General features: G+C 44.1%; 18 protein-coding genes and 1 riboswitch. Of the genes, 16 read left to right on the plus strand and 2 right to left on the minus strand.

Going from position 1 to position 19,963, the window contains the following annotated elements; translation table 11 throughout:
- The first annotated feature begins 9 nt into the window (after positions 1–9).
- From pheT to ASL11_RS02800, 4 genes are all read left to right on the plus strand, one after another.
- Positions 10–2,502, plus strand: coding sequence for a phenylalanine--tRNA ligase subunit beta (gene pheT / locus ASL11_RS02785; RefSeq protein WP_056609378.1), 2,493 nt, complete (start codon positions 10–12; stop codon positions 2,500–2,502).
- A 94-nt stretch (positions 2,503–2,596) separates the two neighbouring features.
- On the plus strand, positions 2,597–4,753 hold the full coding sequence (gene zapA / locus ASL11_RS02790) for a cell division protein ZapA (protein ID WP_056609380.1): 2,157 nt from the start codon (positions 2,597–2,599) through the stop codon (positions 4,751–4,753).
- A 6-nt stretch (positions 4,754–4,759) separates the two neighbouring features.
- Entirely contained in the window at positions 4,760–5,314 is a 555-nt protein-coding gene (locus tag ASL11_RS02795; RefSeq protein ID WP_235550348.1) for a CvpA family protein, read from the plus strand.
- Positions 5,315–6,214: 900 nt separating this feature from the next.
- Positions 6,215–6,829 carry a transposase gene (locus tag ASL11_RS02800; protein ID WP_056609382.1) on the plus strand — a complete coding sequence of 205 codons (615 nt, stop codon included), beginning with the start codon at positions 6,215–6,217 and terminating at the stop codon, positions 6,827–6,829.
- A 60-nt stretch (positions 6,830–6,889) separates the two neighbouring features.
- Here the strand turns inward: ASL11_RS02800 and ASL11_RS02805 are convergent, their stop codons facing one another.
- On the minus strand, positions 6,890–7,315 hold the full coding sequence (locus tag ASL11_RS02805; protein WP_056609384.1) for a cupredoxin domain-containing protein: 426 nt from the start codon (positions 7,313–7,315) through the stop codon (positions 6,890–6,892).
- 174 nt (positions 7,316–7,489) lie between these two features.
- Positions 7,490–7,858 (minus strand): phage holin family protein, encoded by a 369-nt coding sequence (locus ASL11_RS02810; protein ID WP_056609386.1) that lies wholly within the window; start codon positions 7,856–7,858, stop codon positions 7,490–7,492.
- Positions 7,859–8,097: 239 nt separating this feature from the next.
- Here ASL11_RS02810 and ASL11_RS02815 point away from each other — a divergent pair, with 239 nt between their 5' ends.
- The 12 genes from ASL11_RS02815 (at position 8,098) to ASL11_RS02870 (ending at position 19,963) form a co-directional block, all read left to right on the plus strand.
- Entirely contained in the window at positions 8,098–10,458 is a 2,361-nt protein-coding gene (locus ASL11_RS02815) for an endonuclease MutS2 (protein WP_056609389.1), read from the plus strand.
- Between the two features lie 92 nt (positions 10,459–10,550).
- On the plus strand, positions 10,551–11,231 hold the full coding sequence (locus ASL11_RS02820) for a PspA/IM30 family protein (RefSeq protein WP_056609392.1): 681 nt from the start codon (positions 10,551–10,553) through the stop codon (positions 11,229–11,231).
- A gap of 118 nt (positions 11,232–11,349) precedes the next feature.
- Positions 11,350–11,769, plus strand: a complete 420-nt coding sequence (locus ASL11_RS02825) for a DUF350 domain-containing protein (protein ID WP_056609395.1) — start codon at positions 11,350–11,352, stop codon at positions 11,767–11,769.
- Positions 11,770–11,907: 138 nt separating this feature from the next.
- On the plus strand, positions 11,908–12,408 hold the full coding sequence (locus ASL11_RS02830) for a hypothetical protein (protein ID WP_056609397.1): 501 nt from the start codon (positions 11,908–11,910) through the stop codon (positions 12,406–12,408).
- Between the two features lie 124 nt (positions 12,409–12,532).
- Entirely contained in the window at positions 12,533–13,759 is a 1,227-nt protein-coding gene (locus ASL11_RS02835; RefSeq protein ID WP_056609399.1) for an MFS transporter, read from the plus strand.
- A 63-nt stretch (positions 13,760–13,822) separates the two neighbouring features.
- Positions 13,823–14,743, plus strand: a complete 921-nt coding sequence (cysK, locus tag ASL11_RS02840; protein WP_056609402.1) for a cysteine synthase A — start codon at positions 13,823–13,825, stop codon at positions 14,741–14,743.
- A 199-nt stretch (positions 14,744–14,942) separates the two neighbouring features.
- Positions 14,943–15,434: an Lrp/AsnC family transcriptional regulator gene (locus tag ASL11_RS02845; RefSeq protein WP_056609404.1), complete on the plus strand. Its 492-nt coding sequence runs from the start codon at positions 14,943–14,945 to the stop codon at positions 15,432–15,434.
- 15 nt (positions 15,435–15,449) lie between these two features.
- Positions 15,450–16,652, plus strand: coding sequence for an aminotransferase class I/II-fold pyridoxal phosphate-dependent enzyme (locus ASL11_RS02850; protein ID WP_056609406.1), 1,203 nt, complete (start codon positions 15,450–15,452; stop codon positions 16,650–16,652).
- A 77-nt stretch (positions 16,653–16,729) separates the two neighbouring features.
- Complete coding sequence (locus ASL11_RS02855) at positions 16,730–16,987, plus strand: aspartyl-phosphate phosphatase Spo0E family protein (protein ID WP_235550360.1); 258 nt, start codon at positions 16,730–16,732, stop codon at positions 16,985–16,987.
- A gap of 63 nt (positions 16,988–17,050) precedes the next feature.
- Positions 17,051–17,578 carry a hypothetical protein gene (locus ASL11_RS02860; RefSeq protein WP_056609409.1) on the plus strand — a complete coding sequence of 176 codons (528 nt, stop codon included), beginning with the start codon at positions 17,051–17,053 and terminating at the stop codon, positions 17,576–17,578.
- A 24-nt stretch (positions 17,579–17,602) separates the two neighbouring features.
- A riboswitch (cobalamin riboswitch) is annotated at positions 17,603–17,755 on the plus strand.
- Positions 17,756–17,909: 154 nt separating this feature from the next.
- On the plus strand, positions 17,910–18,926 hold the full coding sequence (locus ASL11_RS02865) for an ABC transporter substrate-binding protein (protein WP_056609411.1): 1,017 nt from the start codon (positions 17,910–17,912) through the stop codon (positions 18,924–18,926).
- The gene (locus ASL11_RS02870; RefSeq protein ID WP_056609413.1) at positions 18,926–19,963 is read left to right on the plus strand and encodes a FecCD family ABC transporter permease; all 1,038 of its coding nucleotides are present in this window, start codon (positions 18,926–18,928) and stop codon (positions 19,961–19,963) included. Before ASL11_RS02865 ends, ASL11_RS02870 begins: the two co-directional genes overlap by 1 nt.

Genomic DNA, 19,963 nt, shown 5'->3' on the forward strand with positions numbered 1-19,963 from the left:
GGTATAAGCATGAACGTTTCATATCAATGGTTGTCCGAATACGTGGATGTAACAGGCTTCACAGCCGAGGAATTAGCTGAAAAATTAACCCGCAGCGGTATCGAAGTGGATATCGTCGAGGATCGCAATAAAGGTGTTTCCAACGTCGTTGTTGGATTTGTAAAATCCCGTGAGAAGCATCCAGATGCAGACAAACTAAGCGTTTGTGTGATTGATGCCGGGCAAGGCGAAGATTTACAAATCGTTTGCGGCGCCAAAAATATTGATGCTGGTCAAAAAGTTCCTGTCGCGATGATCGGCGCTGTTCTTCCAGGTGGACTGGAAATCAAGCGCGCTAAGCTGCGCGGTGTAGAATCCCAAGGGATGATCTGCTCCGCAAAAGAGCTTGGATTGAACGATAAATTGCTTCCGAAGGAAATCCAAGAAGGTATCTTGGTATTGCCGGAGGATACGGAAATTGGTCAATCGATTCTAGATGTATTGGCGATTAGCGATAAAGTCATGGAGCTTGACTTGACGCCGAACCGCTCCGATTGCTTGAGCATGCTCGGAGCGGCTTACGAGATCGCGGCGATCCTTGGCCGCGAAGTAAAACTGCCTGATGCGGAAGCTGCGCTTCAAGCGGCAGGAACTGCCGGTGTGAAGGCTGCGGACCGCATCAGCGTGAAGATCACAGCGACGGAGCAGTGCACGCACTACGCGGCTCGCCTGATCGAAGGCGTGCGCGTGGGCACTTCTCCGCTGTGGATCCAGAACCGCTTGATGGCTGCGGGCATCCGCCCCATCAACAACATCGTCGACATCACCAACTTCGTGATGTTGGAGTACGGCCAGCCGCTTCACGCGTTTGACGCGGAGCAGCTGAACAACGGACACATCGACGTACGACTCGCTGAAGCAGGCGAGAAGCTCGTTACGCTTGATGATGTGGAACGTACCCTTGAACCGCACATGCTGCTCGTCACGGACGGCACCAAGCCTGTTGCGATCGCTGGAGTTATGGGCGGAGCCAACTCCGAAGTGACTGATGGAACTTCGCGGATCCTTCTGGAATCCGCAAAGTTCGCTGGCAGCTCTGTGCGCCGCACATCGCGCCAGTTAGGTCTGCGCTCGGAAGCGAGCCTTCGCTTCGAGAAAGAAGTGAACCCGGAATCGGTGATTCCGGCACTGAATCGTGCTGCTGCGCTGATTGCGCAATACGCAGGAGGTAAAGTCGCTGACGGCATCGTAGAAGCCGCTAGCGGAACGCACAAGGCGGTCAGCATCGAGCTTGCTGCTGACCGCGTGAACAACTATCTCGGCACATCGCTTTCCTTGACCGAGATGGGACAAATCCTTTCGCGCTTGCATTTCACATTCGAGCAAGCTGGCGAAGGCAAGCTGCTCGTGCATGTGCCGAGCCGCCGCGGAGACATTACGCGTGATGTCGATTTGATCGAAGAAGTGGCACGTCTCTTCGGCTATGATAACATCCCGACAACCTTGATGACCGGTGTTACGACGCCAGGGTCACTGTCCAAAGAGCAATCCATCCGCCGGATTACACGCAATATCTTGACGCAAAGTGGATTGAATGAAGTGATTACTTATTCCTTCACCAACCCGCGGTCTCACGGTGTCGCAGATGCTGAGGTGAATCCACAAGCGCAAGTAGATGCTATTCCTGGTCTATACCGGGCAGCGAAGCCAATTCCACTCGCGATGCCGATGAGCGAAGACCGCAGTCAGCTGCGCACTAGCCTAGTACCACATTTGCTTGATGTTGTTAGCTATAATCGCAATCGTACGATGGATGATGTCGCTATTTTTGAAATTGGCAAAGCATTCATTACTGACGAAGCAGTGCTTACGGCTCTACCGCAAGAAAAACTGTTACTATCGATCGTATTGACAGGTAAACGCCGCCAAGCTCACTGGGCTCAGAAGGCAGAGGCTGTTGATTTCTACGACATCAAAGGGATCTTTGATCGTTTAATCGCGTACCTTGGAATTAAGGGACTAACATATACGTCAGCAGCACCAGAAGGCTTCCACCCAGGTCGTACAGCTGAAATCTCACTGGCTTCCGCTGAAGGTCCAAAAGTCATTGGTCGTATAGGCCAGCTACATCCGACTGCACAACAACAGCGTGATCTGGACGATACGTATGTGCTTGAAGTTGAACTAGCGCCTATCTTGGAAGCTGCTGGCGAGGAGATTGTTTATAAGCTGTTACCTCGTTATCCGTCTATTGGGCGTGATATTGCCGTAGTGGTGAATACAAGCGTCCCAGTTGGACTTATGGAGCAAGCGATTTCCGAGGTTGCAGGGGAATTGTTGGAGTCCATTCAGGTATTTGATATCTATACGGGAGAGCGCCTTGGTGCTAATCGTAAAAGCGTAGCAATCGCACTTGTGTACCGTCATGCAGACAGAACTTTGCTTGATGAAGAAGTAACTGAACTCCACGCCAAAGTTGTGGCAATACTTGAACAACAATTTGAGGCAGAGTTAAGAAAATAGTGTAACTTTCCTTATAGGTTGCAGGAATATAGGCTGGTCTTATCGAAATTATTCTCGATAGGGCCAGCCTTTCATCTTAAGGGAGGATTTTAATTTGACTACTGAAGATAAAACAAGAATTACTGTTGATATATATGGACACCAATACAAGCTCAAAGCAGATACAAGCACCAACCATATGAAGGCCGTTGCAGAATATGTGAATGACCAAATGTTCCGCATTGCCAAAGGTTACCCCCGTTTGGATTCGCAGCGGATTGCTGTTTTAGCCGCAGTAAACATGGCTGATGAGTGCTTCCGAATGAATGAAATTTTGGAAGAGCTTAGCAAAGTTCAGAAAGAGCAGGAAGCGACGAAAATCGCCTACGAGAAGCTCACAACACGGTATCACGAATTAAAGCAAGAGGATGACAAGAACCAAGCCTTACTCGCTGAGCAAAACGGGAAGCTGCAACAAATCCCAGAACTAGAAAAACAATATAAGCAAGAAATGATAAAAGTAAGACAAGAACAAGAACAATCGAATCAGCAAATGCTGCAAATGAAACAGAAGTATGAACTTAGTAATCAACAGTTAGAGCAGGCCAAGCAACAACTTGAACAAGCGAAGCAACAGCAGGTTCAAGCCAAACAACAGATTGATCAAACGAAACAACAGATCGAACAAGCCAAACAACAGAATGATCAAGTGAAACAACAACAAGAGCAAGCAAATAAACAAATAGAACAGCTCAAGCAACAGCTTGATCAGGAGAAACGCCAAGGCTTACAAGTCAAACAGCAGCTTGACCAAGAAAAACAACAGCATCAACAAAGCAAGCAGCAGCTTGATCAAGAAAAACAACAGTATCAACAAAGCAAAAAGCAGCTTGAGCAAGCGCAGCAACATAAATCGCAACAGCTTCTTAAGTTAACTGAACAGCATAAAGTTGAGTTAGATGTCATCGCGGAAGCACATCGCAAAGAAAATGAAAGTTTGCACCAACAGATGCAAGAAGAGAAACAATCACTTATCCAGTTACATCTGCAAGATAAAGAAAACGCAGAACTTCAGCACCAAGATGCGTTGGCATTACTATCCAAGCAAACCGGTTCTGATATCGATGTCATCCATAAGCAGTACCAAGCACAAATCAAATCTATAACCGTGCAGCACCAGGAAGTACAAGCTTCCATGGCTCGGGAGCATCAATCTCAATTAGCGTCTTTGAGACAAGAGCATCAATCCGCTATTGGGACACTTACAGACGGGCATCAAGCTGCAATAGCACTTTTGGTTGAGGAGCATCAAGTTGCAACCGCGATCTTAACTGAAGAACAACAAGCAGCAATCGCAATCATGTCAGAAGAGCATCAAGCAGAATTAGTAGCTATTTCAGATAGTCATCTCAATGAAATTGAAACAATTTCAGAGGAATACCAAACGGAGTTAACAGTAATTACGGATAAACTCCAAAGTGAATTAGCAAATCAAATTGATGAGCACCATTTCGAAATTGCTTCTCTGACAGAAAATCATCAAAATGAGATTGCTCTTCTCACAAATCAACACCAAAATGAATTGAGTGCAATTTCTGAGAACCACCAAAATGAACTGCAGGCAATTTCGGAACTGCACCAATCTGAATTAAGTTCAATTTCAGAGAAGCATCACAATGAATTGGAATCGCTCTCTAAGCAGCACCGAGATGAGTTAACCTTGAACAATACGAAAAATCATAACGAAATAGCAGCCATCGTGCGTGGTCATCATGCTGAGATTCATGTGATTAAACAGAAACACCAAGCTGAGTTAGAAGTAGCAGCGAGCGCTCATAAAGAGGATATTGACTCGCTCGCGTTGTTATATCAGGAAGAAGAAGAGGCTAAAGCCCGCCGATTTGAAGAGGCGAAGGGTGATCTAGAAGGTCACTATCACAAACAACAAGCATCGTTCCAACAACAGCTTGAGGAGCAAAAGGCAACGATCATTCAGCATTATCAAGGGAAAATTGAGGAATTACTTGCGCAAATGCAGATAGAACGAGAAACACGAGCTCAAGAATTTGAAGAGCAGAAAGAACTTATTTGGGCTCAAGCTCAGCAGGAAAAAGAAGAGCTCCTACAGCTGAGTATGAACGACGAAGCTCAACAAGAAGAACTTCATGCAGTCAAAGAGGAATACCGAAAATTGCGTGAAGAATATGCTAAACTTCAAATCGAATACAACGAATGGATTGAGCTTGTAGAAGCTGATAGTCCAATTGGGTAGCCCTAAGTGACAGTGAACCTACTTGATTACGTCTTAATGTCTGTCATTGCCTTAGGACTGTTGATTGGCTACTTTAGAGGATTTATTTCACAAATCGTTTCTATTTCGGGTATGATTCTCGCTTATCTAGTTGCCTTTTATTTTTACAAGGATCTTGCTCCGTTACTCAAGAGTGCGATCTCATTACCAACTTATCAAAATTATCAAAAATATGAATTCATCGTAAAAGGACTCAATTTAGATACTTATATTCTAAATGCCATTGCCTTTGCGCTCCTGTTTTTTGGTGTTAAACTTGCACTCATGGTCATTGGCAGAGCCTTGAATGTTCTTGCCAAAACTCCAGGGCTAAGCACCATTAACCGTTGGAGCGGCGCATTACTGGGGTTAGCAGAAGCACTGCTCATCATTGTAATTGCTGTAAATGTGATGACTATCATTCCATCAGATGGCCCCCAGAAGCTGCTAGCAAGCTCATCTATAGCTCCGTATTTAATTAACGAGCTGCCGCAGGTTGCGGGGAAACTTCATGACCTGTGGAAACAAGGAATCTCCCTATAGAAACTATTGCCTTTTGAAAAAAAGTGCGGTAGTTTTTATTTGTTTTAGGGGGAGACATATATAATGCAAAAGGGATAAGGGATAAGGGATAAGGGATAAGGGAAAAGGGAAAAGGGATAAGGGATAAGGGATAAGGGATAAGGAATGAGAGATAAGGAATGAGAGATAAGGAATGAGAGATAAGGAATGAGAGATAAGAGATAAGAGATAAGAGATAAGAGATAAGAGATAAGAAGAGAGAAGAGAGAAGAGAGAAGAGAGGGTAGAGAAGAGCGGAGGTGTAGAGTGAGAGGTTGAGGTTCAAGTAGCATCGGTAGGCCTGCCGTGGGGCAGCTATATCGCGAAACATTTTTTCTGAAGTATCTACAATTTCAAAATTAGTCGATTCCCCCAAATAGATAACGTAAGTAAATCGAAATCGAGCCCGCATCACTACTCCATCGTCAAATAATTCCACTCCCACACAAATCAGGTAAATAATGAGTCAGTCCAACTCGGACCCGCATCACTACTCACCTAAAATAATTCGATTTATTAACAAAACGGTTAAGCAATTAGGCAATTTATTTCGAACCCACATCACTTACTCTACCCCGAAAGAATTCCATTTTACACAAATCAGGTACACAATGAAATCTAACTCGAACCCACTTCTTCCTTAAAGGAAGGGCGCATCTCCATTGAAAGCTGTTACAGATCTCCTCCCCATACGAGGCGCCTTGAGTGTTGTATCAAAAGTAGCTTAAACAAGTGGACAATGGTAATCAATTGTAGGTATCTCAGAAAAGATAATAATCCAGAGTACTCTCGCCAAAATAAACATTTTTTTCTTTACATGGAAACAAATGTTCGATATAATACATATAGGAACACAAGTTCTATTGATGGGGTGGATCTGATATGGAAATGCATCTAATAGGTTCAATGAGTAATGCTTTCCAATCAGAGGAAGAGTGTGAGCAGTTCTTAATGAGAAGTCGTTGGGCGAATGGGTTCTCTTGTCCGAGATGTGATCATAATTCATTTTATAAAGTGAAAACACGTAGTTTACTCGAATGTAAGGAGTGCCGGACTCAAATATCTATTACTGCTGGTACTGTCATGCATAAATCGAAGTTACCTTTATTACTCTGGTTCAAAGCCATTCGAATATTGATTCAAGATGAATTTACCTATTCGGTCCCAGCTTTTGCAAATTTGCTTAGTGTGAACTATCGGACTGCTAAGTTGATACTTGAAAAAATTCAATTAGCCTTACACAAGCAATATGCCCGAATGGGGAAGCTTAAGACAGAAATGCTAACTGCAGAATCTAAAGCAGGCAATATTGAGCAACCAAAGAGTGAAGAGAAAAGCATCAGAGTTAGGAAGAATACGAGCATTCTAGCAAGCTTCCTGTTTAGGACTTCTAGAGACGTTAAATATGCTGAAGAAGATATGTTTAAAAAGTGGATGAATGCGTGTATATCTGTGTTTTTGTATCCGCATTTTTTACGATATTTTCAAGTCGTCTGAAAATAAAGAAAAACCTTATCACAGAAGTCGTGAAAAGGTTAATTGAGCAAGTATTAGTAATTATTCAACGATAAGCGTCGTTTTCATATTCGCATGGCCAGATCCGCACATGATGGAGCAAGTGATAGGGAATGATCCTGTTTTATCTGGTGTAAAGGTAACGGTTTTATTTCCATTGTTGAGGTTGATGTTAAACTCTTTAATGGATGCTCCGTGAATACCTTGAGAATTGTCAAGTGTGATTGTGACAGACTCGCCTTTTTTGATACGATATTCGGTTTTATCAAATTGAAAATTTGTAGCTTTTAATACAACTTCTTGTCCACCTGCTGCAGCTTTCGTAGTAGCGGCTGGGGAAGCTGTGGCTGCCGTAGTTGTAGCTGGTGTTGTTGTAGCTTCTGTTGTTGTTTTGGAGTCTTTGTTTCCACATGCTGTGATGGCAATAAGTACTGCTAGTCCCATCATAAGAATTGTAAGTTTTTTCATGGGTACCCCTCCGTATACATAATAATATCTTTATTATTGTACACGACCTATTTCCAAATTACAGTGACAAACTGGTGAAACCACAAAGAAAAGATCGGCCCGGCGAGTGAGAACGCTGCAGGCCGATCTTTTTTTTGGCTTTACTTTAGCTATCAGTTATGGAAACTGACAAGTTTATCGACGATCTTCTCTACCAGTGATCCCCTGTTCGAAAGGGGTTTTCACTGGAATGAATAGGTCGATGATCCCAATGACTAAAGCAGCTAAAATGGCACCTATCATGCTCGTAGACACATTGGTCACAATAAATTGAGCGGCCCAAATGACTAATGCGCTCACAATAAAACCTACGAGTCCTCTGCCAAATGGGGTGATTTGCTTGCCGAAGATTCCTTCAATGATCCAAGCCGCGATTGCGATAACGAGTGCCAAGAAAAATGCACTCCAAAATCCGCCGACTGAGAACCCTGGAACTAACCAGCTTACAAACATTAAAACCAAAGCTGAAACAATAAACCTTACCAGATGTCCAAGAAGATGCATGTCGTGAACCTCCTTCTTTCTGTCATGGAATAGGACCATTGACAAAAAAACGATTTTTTGAAAAGATGCTTTGATTGTGAAGATTTGCAATTCCTTTGGCAGAGGATTAGATGCACGACTTAGTGTATCCAACTTTGTAATAATTATGGTGGGCAGTATCTTCCATATAATCATTGTCTCCGTAGCTAATCAGGATCTATTTGGTTTATAATATAGGGTAGAGAAAAGAGGTTGGAACATTGAATCCGAAAATAATAAAAACATTAGAATATCAGAAGATTTTACATAAAGTAGCTCATCATGCTTCGACATCATTAGGTAAAGAGACAGCGGAGAAGCTGGAACCTAAAGGAGATTTCGAACTCGTTAAGCTTCGCTTACAAGCTACTGATGAGGCGGTAAATGTAGAGAGGTTAAAAGGGAATGCACCTTTCGGGGGCATCCGAGATATTCGTGCGCCTCTGCATAGAGCTAGAATTGGTGGCATGCTGAATCCGACAGAGCTGTTGGAAATCTCAACTACGATGTTTGGATCGCGTAGATTGAAGCGATTTGTGCTTGCTGCTCATGAGGAATATGCGATCCCAATGTTAAAGGCGCAAGTGGAGTTGTTGACAGAAAATAAACAACTAGAAGATAAAATCAATAGCTGCATCGACGAAAATGCAGTAGTTGTTGATGGAGCTAGCCCTGAATTAGGGCGAGTTCGAAGTGAGCTTCGCACAGGTGAAGGTAGAGTGCGCGAAAGATTGGAACAAATGATTCGTAATTCTTCTGTCCAGAAGATGCTGCAGGATGTGCTCATAACGATTCGGAATGACCGATTCGTTATTCCTGTGAAATCAGAGTATCGTTCCAGCTTTGGCGGAATGATTCATGATCAGTCAGCTTCGGGTGCGACACTATATATAGAACCAGATGCTATCGTGCAATTAAATAATAAAATTCGTGAACTCAAATTTAAAGAAGAGGCTGAAATTGAGAAAATTCTGCGGGCATTGACTGAGCTAGTTGCTGAACAAGTGGAAGTGCTTGTTTTGGATGTGGATCAGTTAGCAGAGCTTGATTTTACTTTTGCCAAAGCAGGTCTAGCTAGAGAATTAAAGGCTACAATGCCAAGATTGAATGATAGAGGCTTTATTAAGATTAAAAGAGGAAGACACCCGTTGATCGCGGCGGATGCCGTTGTGCCACTCGATCTGGAGTTGGGCAACGATTACTCACAAATTATCGTCACTGGCCCAAATACAGGCGGTAAGACGGTTTCTCTTAAAACGGTTGGACTTCTGAGTCTGATGGCGATGTCTGGACTGTTTGTACCCGCTGAAGAAGGGACGCAGCTCTGCGTATTTGATGCCATCTATGCGGATATTGGCGATGAACAAAGTATTGAGCAAAACTTAAGTACGTTTTCGAGTCATATGACGAATATCATTAGCATTTTGCGCGATATGACACCGAAAAGCTTAGTATTGCTAGATGAGTTAGGCGCGGGTACTGATCCTGCTGAAGGATCCGCACTGGCGATTTCAATTTTGGACTATATTCATCAAATTGGCTGCCGCATTATTGCAACAACGCATTACTCGGAATTGAAGGCGTATGCTTATCAGAAACAAGGTACGATTAACGCTAGCATGGAGTTTGATATTCAAACGCTTAGTCCGACATATCGCTTGTTAGTCGGTGTTCCTGGGCGAAGTAATGCTTTTGCTATTGCTGAGCGGCTTGGATTGTCTCGTCGCATTATTGAACATGCGCGAACACAGGTAGGAGAGGAAGATCAGCGCGTAGAGTCGATGATTGCGTCCCTCGAGGAAAATCGCCTGATCGCAGAATCTGAACGTTATGCTGCGGAAGAGTTGCGTAAAGAAGCTGAAGCGATGCGCAAATCGTTGGAGGCTCAGCAGCTCAAATTCGATGAGCAACGTGATAAGCTGCTCGAAAAAGCGGAGCGCGATGCTCGCGAAGCTGTTGTCAAAGCTCGCCGCGAAGCTGACGAAGTCATTGCGGACCTGCGTCGCATGGCACTGGAAGAAGCCGGTGGTGTCAAGGACCACAAGCTAGTTGAGGCGAAGCGACGTCTGGATCAAGCAACACCAGAACTGCGCAGCAAGCAAGTGCGTGCATTGAAGAAGCGTCCTGAGCGAATAGAAGCTGGAGATGAAGTCAGAGTCATTTCATTAGGACAAAAAGGACACGTTGTTGAGCTAGTGGGAACAACCGAAGCCAATGTTCAATTGGGTATTATGAAAATGAAAGTTCAGTTATCCAACCTTGAAAAAACTGGCAATGCGCCACAGTCGAAGCAACCGCAGAAAGTGGCTACGACTCTCAAGCGAACCCGCGATGATAATGTCAAAATGGAATTGGATATGCGCGGCATGAATATGGAAGAAGCTTTGATTGAGGCAGACCGCTTCTTAGATGAATCCTTCTTGAGTAATTTTGGCCAAGTGTATTTGATTCATGGTAAAGGAACAGGTGTCCTTAGAACGGGAATGCAAGAATATTTGCGTCGACATCGACACGTGAAGAGCTATCGGATGGGCAATTACAATGAAGGCGGAGCTGGGGTTACGGTTGTCGAATTGAAATAACTTTTAAATTTTTGATCCTTTTTGAAACTCATTCTTCGGTAATGCGTATGAAATAGATATAAAAGAGTATTAAACCTTAGGAGGAATTTTAGATGGGAATTTTCAAAAGACTTCGTGATATGACAATGGCTTCAGTTAATGATTTATTGGATAAGGCAGAAGATCCTGTCAAAATGTTAAATCAGTTTTTACGCGATATGGAAGAAGATATTTTGGAAGCTGAAACGGCAGTTGCGAAACAAATTGCTATCGAGAAGAAATTTAAATTGCAATTTGAAGAGTCCGAAGAGATGGTTACAAAACGTACAGAGCAGGCTATGAAAGCCCTGGAAGCAGGGAATGAAGATTTGGCCCGCCGCGCACTGGAAGATAAGAAAGAGCACCAAGGTCGTTATGATGAACTGAAACGTCAATATGATCTAGCCAAAACAAATGCGGATCAGCTTCGTGGGCAGTTGGCGGAGATGAAAGACGAGTTTAATAAAATGAAAAACAAAAAAGATTTGTTAATTGCTCGCGCAGAAACAGCGAAAGCACAAAAACAAATCAACCAAGCAATGTCTGGATTTGGTACAGACAATGCTGCTAAAGGCTTTGATCGTATGAGTGAAAAGGTTCTTCAAATGGAAGCTGAAGCACAAGCAAGTGGAGAGATTCGCTCCAAAAACCGCAGCTTAGATGATGAGATTGCTGGTTTGGGTGGAAGCAGCAGTGAGATCAATGATGAATTGGCTGCAATGAAAGCTAAGCTTGCTGAAAAAAAACAATCCTAATGATATACTAGTTGTACCTGCGAGAGACTGAGTCATACTCAGTCTCTACTACCATATATAGGGAATAAGGGATTTCGTTAAAATCTCTCTACTTGTGTAAAGGAAGGCAGGAGATGATATGAACGAAGAGGTGGATGTCTTGTTAAGTAATCCGTATTTAGCTACGCTTGCTTTTTTTGCTGTAGCAGTGGTCGCGCTTGTTGTTTTCCTTACTATCTTCGAAATGGTTACGAAGTATGATGATTGGGCTGAAATTAAAAAAGGAAATCTATCGGTCGCCATGGCTACTGGTGGGAAAATTTTTGGGATTTGCAACTTGTTCCGTTTCGCCATTTTAAACAATGACACCATGATTCACTCTCTCGTTTGGGCCGGATATGGCTTCGTGCTGTTGTTGGTCGCATACTTTATCTTTGAGTTCCTAACGCCTTATTTCAAAATTGATGAGGAAATTAAGAAGGATAATCGTGCGGTAGGTTTCTTATCCTTAACGTTGTCTGTCTCCTTATCCTATGTGGTTGGAGCATGTGTAACTTAGTATCATACATAGTCTTGGAGGCTTGAACAATGAAATACCTGTGGGGAACCTTGTTTGCTATCGCGCTTGTGTTTGTAGCGGCAGGGGTTTATTATGTATGGAAATATGCCTAGATGCAATTAGCTGGAGGATTTCGCAATGAGTAGCAATGAAGAAGTTGTATGTCCGTGGTGTCAAACCGAGATCGTTTGGGATCCCGAAATTGGACCAGAGGATGAGTGTCCACACTGTTTTAATGAATTGAATGATTACCGCAGCATTGATTTGAAGGTTAAGCAAACAGGGCAGAAGCTTCGTTTCAATGAGCAAGAATATGCCGAATCCGATGAGGATTTATCATTGGCTTGGGATGATTCCGATGAGCCACTTGATAAGTATGGCGAGAAGGTCCAACAATTAACGGATGAGCAGGAAGAAGCACCTGAGTGCTCAAGTTGTCATGAATTCTTGCTCCTAGCTGGAACTGAAGTGACAAGCGGAGCTTCCTTCACCCCCACGATTCCCAAAACGTTAGGGAGTGCGTTCTTAACAGGCCCTTTCACGACGGATGTTTATGTGTGTCCATCTTGTTTCCGAGTTGAGAAAGTGCTTTCAGACACGGACCGATTACTGATGGTTGAACGCATCAAATCAGAATAAGATCGTTAGAAATGAAACCGAGTCCTTGTGGATTCGGTTTTTTTGCGTGCATTCGCCTCATAATTTCACTCCAAAGGGGAAGGTTAACAAAAGCCTATAATCGGTCTCAATTAGGAGGAGGAGTATGCAAACGAATCAAACGAATGTGAAAAGTAAAGGGAAACTGGATGCTCAAGCGATCCTTTTGCTCGTTGTTCATGCACTATTCGGCGGAGCAAATGCCTTATCGGGTACATTCGTCGGTGTTTATTTGTGGAAAGCCAAAAATGACTTTACGTTAATCGGCTGGTTTACCTTAACAACCCATTTGACGATGGCTATTACCTTTTGGTTGGCTGGAAAGTGGGTAAAAGAACACAATAAAATGAATTGCTTACGTATTGGTGTATCCATATCAGCGTGTTTTTACATGCTGGTGCTCTGGATGGGGACTAGCAGTGTCCACTACTTCGTTTGGTTAGGTATGGTCCAAGGGATCTCTGTAGGCTTGTTCTGGATTGCTTTCAACGTTGTTTACTTTGAAGTGACAGATCCAGATAATCGAGATCGATTCAATGGTTGGGTTGGCTTATTGGGTGCTGGTGCAGGGATTATCGCTCCTTGGATTTCAGGTTTACTCATCGTTACGTTAGGGGATGGAGCGGGATATCGTCTTATCTTTTCCATCTCGTTAGGCATATTTCTATTAGGCGTTGTGGTCAGTTTTTTTCTGAAGAAGAGGAAATTGAGTGGCACCTACGAATGGCTATTGCCTCTGCGAATCCTTAGGCAACCTCAAACACCTTGGAAGCGAGTAAGTCTGGCTTTACTTTTTCAAGGCGTGCGTGAGGGTGTATTTGGATTTATGATTGGATTGCTCGTGTACATATCGACTTCAAGTGAAGCCAGTCTAGGTAATTTCGCTCTAATTACTTCATCCGTAGCGTTAGTTAGCTTCTGGGCAGCAGGGCGTTTCATTCGTCCTTCTTTTCGGAAAATGAGTATGTTCATTGGCTCGGTGATGGTTGTTCTTGTGATTTTGCCATTTTTCTGGAAAATGTCTTTCAGCACATTGCTGATATTCGGGATCGGTTCTGCACTTTTTTTCCCCATGTACTCCATTCCAATGGTGTCCGTTGTGTTTGACTTAATTGGATCGGATGATGAAAGTGCCAAACAGCGAGAAGAGTATATTGTTCTGCGTGAGTTATCACTGAATGTAGGGCGCGTATGTGGCGTACTTTTATTTATATGTGTTATTTCTTGGAGTAAAGAGCCGCTTGTCATCAATGTGCTGTTACTCGTCATCGGAAGCTCAACATTTTTCTCTTGGGTATTCATTCGAAACCAGTTACCTGCAGTCAAGTCTTGACAGCGGCTAGGTTTCAGCGTGAAAATGTGAGTAGCATGAGTAAGGGATGAGGAGGGGGCACCAATGCCACCAAAAATGGTGAATAGCATCACAGAGCTGATCGGAGATACCCCCGCGGTGCGCGTAAATCGCTTATTGGAACCGGAAGCTGCTGAGTTGTATGTGAAATTGGAGTATTTCAATCCGAGCGGAAGCGTGAAGGACCGGGCTGCATGGAATCTCATTGATCAGGCTGAGAAGTCAGGACAACTTCAGCCAGGTGCGACAATTATTGAGCCTACTAGCGGAAATACGGGGATCGGACTCGCGATGAACGCGGCGGCCAAGGGCTACAAGGCCATCTTGATTATGCCGGACAATATGAGCAAGGAACGCATTAATATCCTGAAAGCCTATGGTGCCGAAGTGGTTCTAACACCAGCCGCTTTGCGGATGCCAGGTGCCATTGCGAAAGCTGTGGAGTTACGGGATCAAATCCCTGGCAGCTTTATTCCACAGCAGTTTGAAAATCCAGCGAATCCGAGTATTCATCGCGTAACGACTGCACCTGAAATTTTGCAGCAAATGGAGGGCAAACTGGATGCTTTTGTTGCTACCTCAGGAACTGGAGGTACGATTACGGGGACTGGTGAAGTGCTTCGTGAGCATTTGCCGAACATCCAGATTTATGTGGTGGAGCCGAAGGGGTCACCTGTGCTTTCAGGTGGAAGCCCTGGACCACATAAGCTCGTGGGAACAAGTCCAGGCTTTGTCCCGGCTATTTTGAACACAAGCATCTATGATGAGATTGTACAAGTAGCAGATGAGGATGCTATCCAAATGATGAAGGATTTGGCGAGTAAGGAAGGCATTCTTGTCGGTCCTTCTGCTGGAGCCTCAGTATGGACAGGGATGCAGGTTGCAAGAAAGCTCGGGGCAGGAAAGCGAGTGCTTTGTATTGCACCAGATACAGGCGAGCGATATTTAAGTATGGATCTCTTTTAACCCTTATACGAGGTGAATTGGGAGCATTGAGCCACTCGGATGGTTATCCAGTGGCTTTTTATTTTGCCAATCCTAGCGGAATTTTCAAATATATATAAATATTCTGGCTTTCATCAGCGATCAGTAATTGAATTAGGACAGCAATTCATTGTAAGATGAATGGATGAACGAAACATATCTCAGAAAGGTAGGTTTAACCATGGATACTTTGAAGCTTAAAATTCTCGATTTACTAAAGGAAGACGCCCGCAGGAGCGCGGATCTGATCGCCACCATGTTAGGAACGGCGGAGGCCGAAGTTGCGCGAGCGATAAGCGAGATGGAAGCGGATAAGGTCATTGTCAAATACGCGACGGTCGTGAACTGGAGCAAAGTAGATGACGAAAAGGTTACCGCCCTAATTGAAGTACAAATTACGCCGGAGCGCGGGCGCGGGTTTGATGCGATTGCGGAACGGATCTATTTATATCCGGAAGTCAAATCGGTTTATCTCATGTCTGGCGCGTATGATTTGCTCGTTGAGATTGAGGGGAGCTCGCTCAAACAGGTGGCTTCATTCGTTTCCAACAAGTTGTCGCCAATCGACCGTGTGCTTTCTACGAAAACGAATTTTATTTTGAAAAAATACAAACAAGACGGCATTATTTTCGAAGATCAAGAAGATGATCACCGAATGCTTGTTTCGCCGTAAGGGAGAGGTAGCGCTATGATCAAGGATGAGACTACGATTCAAACTAGCAAAAAATCGATGAAGGACTACCTCGCTCCTGCGGTACGTGAAATGAAGCCTTCTGGGATTCGGAAGTTTTTTGATCTCGTAAGCAATAGTAAAGAGGACATCATCTCACTAGGTGTTGGCGAACCTGACTTTTCCACACCTTGGCACGTTCGTGAAGCAGCTGTACATTCCTTGGAGCGCGGCAGAACGAAATATACGCCAAACTCTGGTATTCCTGAACTACGAGAAGCGATTGCGAACTATTTGTATACCTCTTTTAAAGTGAAATATGAGCCTTCGAACGAGGTGCTTGTAACGGTAGGCGGCAGTGAAGCTATCGATCTAGCGCTGCGTTCACTCATTACACCTGGGGATGAGATTCTGATACCTGAGCCTTGTTATATTTCATACTCGCCAATCACGGCTATTAGTGGTGGTGTGCCAGTGGGTATCGAAACTTTTGCAAAGGATCAGTTTAAATTGACGGAAAAGGCACTTCGCGATGCGATTACGCCAAAATCCAAAATATTAATTCTCTGCTATCCTAGTAATCCAACTGGCGGCATTATGACGTATGAAGACTGGTTGCCGATTGCGAAAGTTGTTGAAGAACATGATCTGATTGTCATTTCTGATGAAATTTATGCGGAATTGACGTACGGGCAGAAGCATGTGAGCTTCGCAGCAGTTCCTGGGATGCAGGATCGGACGATTCTCGTTAGCGGATTCTCCAAGGCTTTCGCAATGACAGGCTGGCGGATGGGGTATGCTTGCGGTCACAGAGAGCTAATCTCGGCAATGACCAAGATTCACCAATATACGGTCATGTGTGCACCTGTCATGGGGCAAGTAGCCGCTCATGAAGCGTTGACGAATGGATTGGAAGAGAAAGACCGGATGATTGAATCCTATAATCAACGGAGACGATTAGTTGTCAAAGGCTTCCGTGAAGTCGGACTTGAATGTCATGAACCACAGGGCGCATTCTATGCGTTCCCAAGCATTGTGGCAACAGGATTAACCTCAGACGAATTCGCACAGCGACTTTTGTATGAGTCTAAGGTAGCTGCAGTACCTGGTGATGTATTTGGTTTAGGTGGAGAAGGATTTCTACGGTGCTCTTATGCCTATAGTGTTTCCCAACTGAATGAAGCATTAGAGAGAATCGGTAATTTCTTGAGGAAATTATAATATTCTTTATAAATTCATATGTTCATAGGAGACGAAAACTGGTATTCTAAGAGTAAGGAGGGATGAGCGTGGCTTTTATGGAATATCAGCTTACTAACTTTCAGAAGCAATTTCAAATTCGCGAGCAAGAGTTCGGACAGCGTTGGCTGACCAGAAATGCCAAGAAGCAAAATTCCCTAGCTTTACTTGAAGAAGAGATCAATACGTTGAGGCGTAAAATGGAACAGATGGTCATGGAAGGTCGAGAAATGACATCTGATGCGGTTGTTGAATTAAGTACGATGCTGGATCAAAAAATAAATGAATATATGACATCTGGAAAGAAAAGTCGGTGAAAACCGACTTTTCTGGCGATTATCGATAAAGAGAGAGTACTTTACGGAGGGAATTACAAACACATGAAAGCAAAATGGTTATTCGTTGTCATGCTAGGAATGATGTTAATGCTTACAGCTTGTGGTGGACCGAAGGCAGATGTATCGGTGTTTATGATGGGACCTAACGGGTTTCCAAGTGATGCGGCGGAGAAGTTGGAAGTATCTTTGAAATCCAAGATAGGCGAAATTCCTACTGTAAAGCTGAATACATCACCTATTTTTTCATTGGAAAAAATGATTGTGGAGCTAGCTGCTGGTGGTAACGGGATCTTCATCTTGGGAGAAGAGCAGTTCAAAGGCTTGAGCAACCAAGCGGGATTCGTTTCATTGGATAACATAATCAACCCTAAGGATTACCCAGATGGGGTTATCGAGATCAAAGAAGAAGGTAAGGCCGCGGAGAAGCATCTGTACGGCATTCCGCTTGCTGGAAACAAATGGATGAAAGAGCAAGGCTTTGAAGGTAAAGGGTTATATGCGTTCATTCCACAGAATGCTCCGAAAATGGACGAGGCATTGAAAGTCATCCAAATTATTGCGCAAAAATAAGAGAACGTCTATAATCGACAAATAGCTTAATTTGCAACTATAGGTACTGGTAATGCTCCAAATGGAACATTATTAGTTAAGGGGAAGCCGGTTTGAATCCGGCACGGTCCCGCCACTGTAATTCAGTCTTGTATAAGTCTGAAGAGTCAGGATACCTGCCTATGGTGCCGATACAACATCCTTCGAGGAAAAGGATCGCGTTAAATCAGGAAGCAGCGCACGTAAGTCCGTTGCCATATACCGCGATTTATCGTCTCCTCCGTTCCTAGTGAACAAGGGGACTTTTTTATTTTAGACTATGAATTGAAAATAAGGAAAGAGGGTTTAAGTGATGAAACAGAGCAATTTCAAAAGGGGTCTTATTCTTACACTAGCGGTAGCAACCGCGATCTCGTTAGCGGCTTGTGCGAAGAAGGAAACAGAAATAACGGATCCATCGAAACTAGGCGGTGTGGGGACGAAGGCGCCAACTACGACATCGTCGGCAGCACCTGCTGCAGCAAAGAAAACGACATATCCTTTGAAAGTAAAAGATGCAACAGGCAAAGAGTTTACGTTCGATAAAGCGCCAGAGCGAATCGCATCCGTGTCGCCATCAGAGACAGAAACGCTGTTTGCCATTGGACTAGAAGCCAATATTGTTGGTGTCTCGGATTTCGATGATTATCCCGAAGCGGCTAAATCGAAGCCGAAGCTAGGCAGCATTACAAAGCCAAACGTGGAGGCTGTCATTGCTACGAATGCGAATGTTGTTATCACTGGTGTTTCGATGGATACTACATCCGTTGAGAAACTTCGTACGATGAACATTAACGTATTTAAAGTAGATCCCAAAACGTTAGATGATGCCATGAACAATATTCTAACATTCGGACAGATTACGGATCATCAAGAGCAAGCGGAAAAAGTTGTTGCCAAAATGAAAACGGATCGTCAAAAGGTTGTTGATGCCGTGAAAGACGTGAAGCAGGAGAACAAGAAAAAAGTATACATCGAGTTTGCACCAGGTTGGACTGTGGGCAGCGGCGTGTTCATGGATGAATTGATTACCCTAGCTGGGGGGATTAACGTTGCTGCGGATAAAGCTGGCTGGTACGAGATCAGTGAAGAGAAGATCATTCAGCAAAATCCGAATGTCATCTTGTTCGCGAATGGAATTGTCGATTTCAAAAGTAAAAAGCCGTTAGAAGAAATCATTCGTTCACGCGGTGGGTGGGATGCCATTGATGCCGTGAAAAATAAACGTGTGGTAGGTCTCGACCAGAACTCCGTAAGTCGCCCAGGTCCGAGATTGACGGAGGGGCTGCTGGAAATAGCGAAAGGGATCTATCCTGAATTGGTGAAATAATGAAAAGAAAATTAATGCTTGGAGGAGGAGTAGGCGTTATACTCCTTCTTCTTTCTATTGTGGTGAGTTTATCCATCGGCTCAGCTCAGCTTCCAATTTCGCATATTGTGGGGATTCTGGCGAAACATCTTCCTTGGATAGGAAGTCATATTGAGGTGGACTGGCCACAATCGTCTGAACAAATCATTAATAAAGTACGAATCCCTCGCCTGCTTCTGGGTATCCTTGTTGGGGCAGTACTCTCCATAGCCGGTGCTGGTTTTCAAGGGGTTCTGCGCAATCCACTCGCCGATCCTTATTCGCTCGGTGTATCTTCAGGAGCTTCTGTCGGGGCTGCTTTTCTTATTTATTTCGGGCTGCAATATGCTTGGTTCGGACAATGGTCGATTCCGATTGTGGCTTTCGTGACAGGCCTTATTTCCCTATTCTTAGTCTTGAAGTTAGCGATGATTGATGGGAAGCTGAAGATGGAAACGCTGATTTTATCCGGCGTTGTTATGCAAGCATTTCTAGGTGCGTTTGTATCCTTTTTGGTAGCGATATCGGATCAAACGATTAATGAAATTCTTTTCTGGCTTATGGGCAGTCTATCGATGCGCGGATGGTCATATACGTATATGATTTTACCTTATCTCGTAATAGGCATCGTGATTCTGCTAAGCTATGCGAGATCTTTAAATCTGCTGGCATTGGGAGAGCGCCAAGCTGCTCATCTCGGTGTTCATGTCGAGCGTACGAAACTGATCGTACTGATCGCTTCCACGTTGATTACGGCGGCTGCTGTGTCTGTAGCAGGGGTGATTGGCTTTGTTGGGCTGATCGTACCGCACTTGGTACGACTGTTGGTTGGTCCGGACTATCGACTAATCATTCCTTTGTCTGCGATCGGCGGTGGGATTTATGTGTTATGGGCAGATACTTTGGCCCGAACTCTCCTTAGTCCTACAGAAATTCCTCTCGGAGTGGTTACGGCGTTTCTGGGTGCACCATTTTTTGCCTATCTGCTCCATAAAGATAAGAAAACGTTGAGAGGTTGA

It is taken from the genome of Paenibacillus sp. Soil750, from assembly GCF_001428045.1.
GTDB classification, from domain to species: domain Bacteria; phylum Bacillota; class Bacilli; order Paenibacillales; family NBRC-103111; genus Paenibacillus_E; species Paenibacillus_E allorhizoplanae.

Bases quoted from the DNA above. Each gene is read 5' to 3' on its own strand.
- pheT (WP_056609378.1), top strand. From the start codon at position 10: ATGAACGTTTCATATCAATGGTTGTCCGAATACGTGGATGTAACAGGC.
- ASL11_RS02800 (WP_056609382.1), top strand. From the start codon at position 6,215: ATGGAAATGCATCTAATAGGTTCAATGAGTAATGCTTTCCAATCAGAG.
- ASL11_RS02805 (WP_056609384.1), bottom strand. From the start codon at position 7,315: ATGAAAAAACTTACAATTCTTATGATGGGACTAGCAGTACTTATTGCC.
- ASL11_RS02810 (WP_056609386.1), bottom strand. From the start codon at position 7,858: ATGCATCTTCTTGGACATCTGGTAAGGTTTATTGTTTCAGCTTTGGTT.
- ASL11_RS02820 (WP_056609392.1), top strand. From the start codon at position 10,551: ATGGGAATTTTCAAAAGACTTCGTGATATGACAATGGCTTCAGTTAAT.
- ASL11_RS02825 (WP_056609395.1), top strand. From the start codon at position 11,350: ATGAACGAAGAGGTGGATGTCTTGTTAAGTAATCCGTATTTAGCTACG.
- ASL11_RS02830 (WP_056609397.1), top strand. From the start codon at position 11,908: ATGAGTAGCAATGAAGAAGTTGTATGTCCGTGGTGTCAAACCGAGATC.
- ASL11_RS02835 (WP_056609399.1), top strand. From the start codon at position 12,533: ATGCAAACGAATCAAACGAATGTGAAAAGTAAAGGGAAACTGGATGCT.
- cysK (WP_056609402.1), top strand. From the start codon at position 13,823: ATGCCACCAAAAATGGTGAATAGCATCACAGAGCTGATCGGAGATACC.
- ASL11_RS02845 (WP_056609404.1), top strand. From the start codon at position 14,943: ATGGATACTTTGAAGCTTAAAATTCTCGATTTACTAAAGGAAGACGCC.
- ASL11_RS02850 (WP_056609406.1), top strand. From the start codon at position 15,450: ATGATCAAGGATGAGACTACGATTCAAACTAGCAAAAAATCGATGAAG.
- ASL11_RS02855 (WP_235550360.1), top strand. From the start codon at position 16,730: ATGGAATATCAGCTTACTAACTTTCAGAAGCAATTTCAAATTCGCGAG.
- ASL11_RS02860 (WP_056609409.1), top strand. From the start codon at position 17,051: ATGAAAGCAAAATGGTTATTCGTTGTCATGCTAGGAATGATGTTAATG.
- ASL11_RS02865 (WP_056609411.1), top strand. From the start codon at position 17,910: ATGAAACAGAGCAATTTCAAAAGGGGTCTTATTCTTACACTAGCGGTA.
- ASL11_RS02870 (WP_056609413.1), top strand. From the start codon at position 18,926: ATGAAAAGAAAATTAATGCTTGGAGGAGGAGTAGGCGTTATACTCCTT.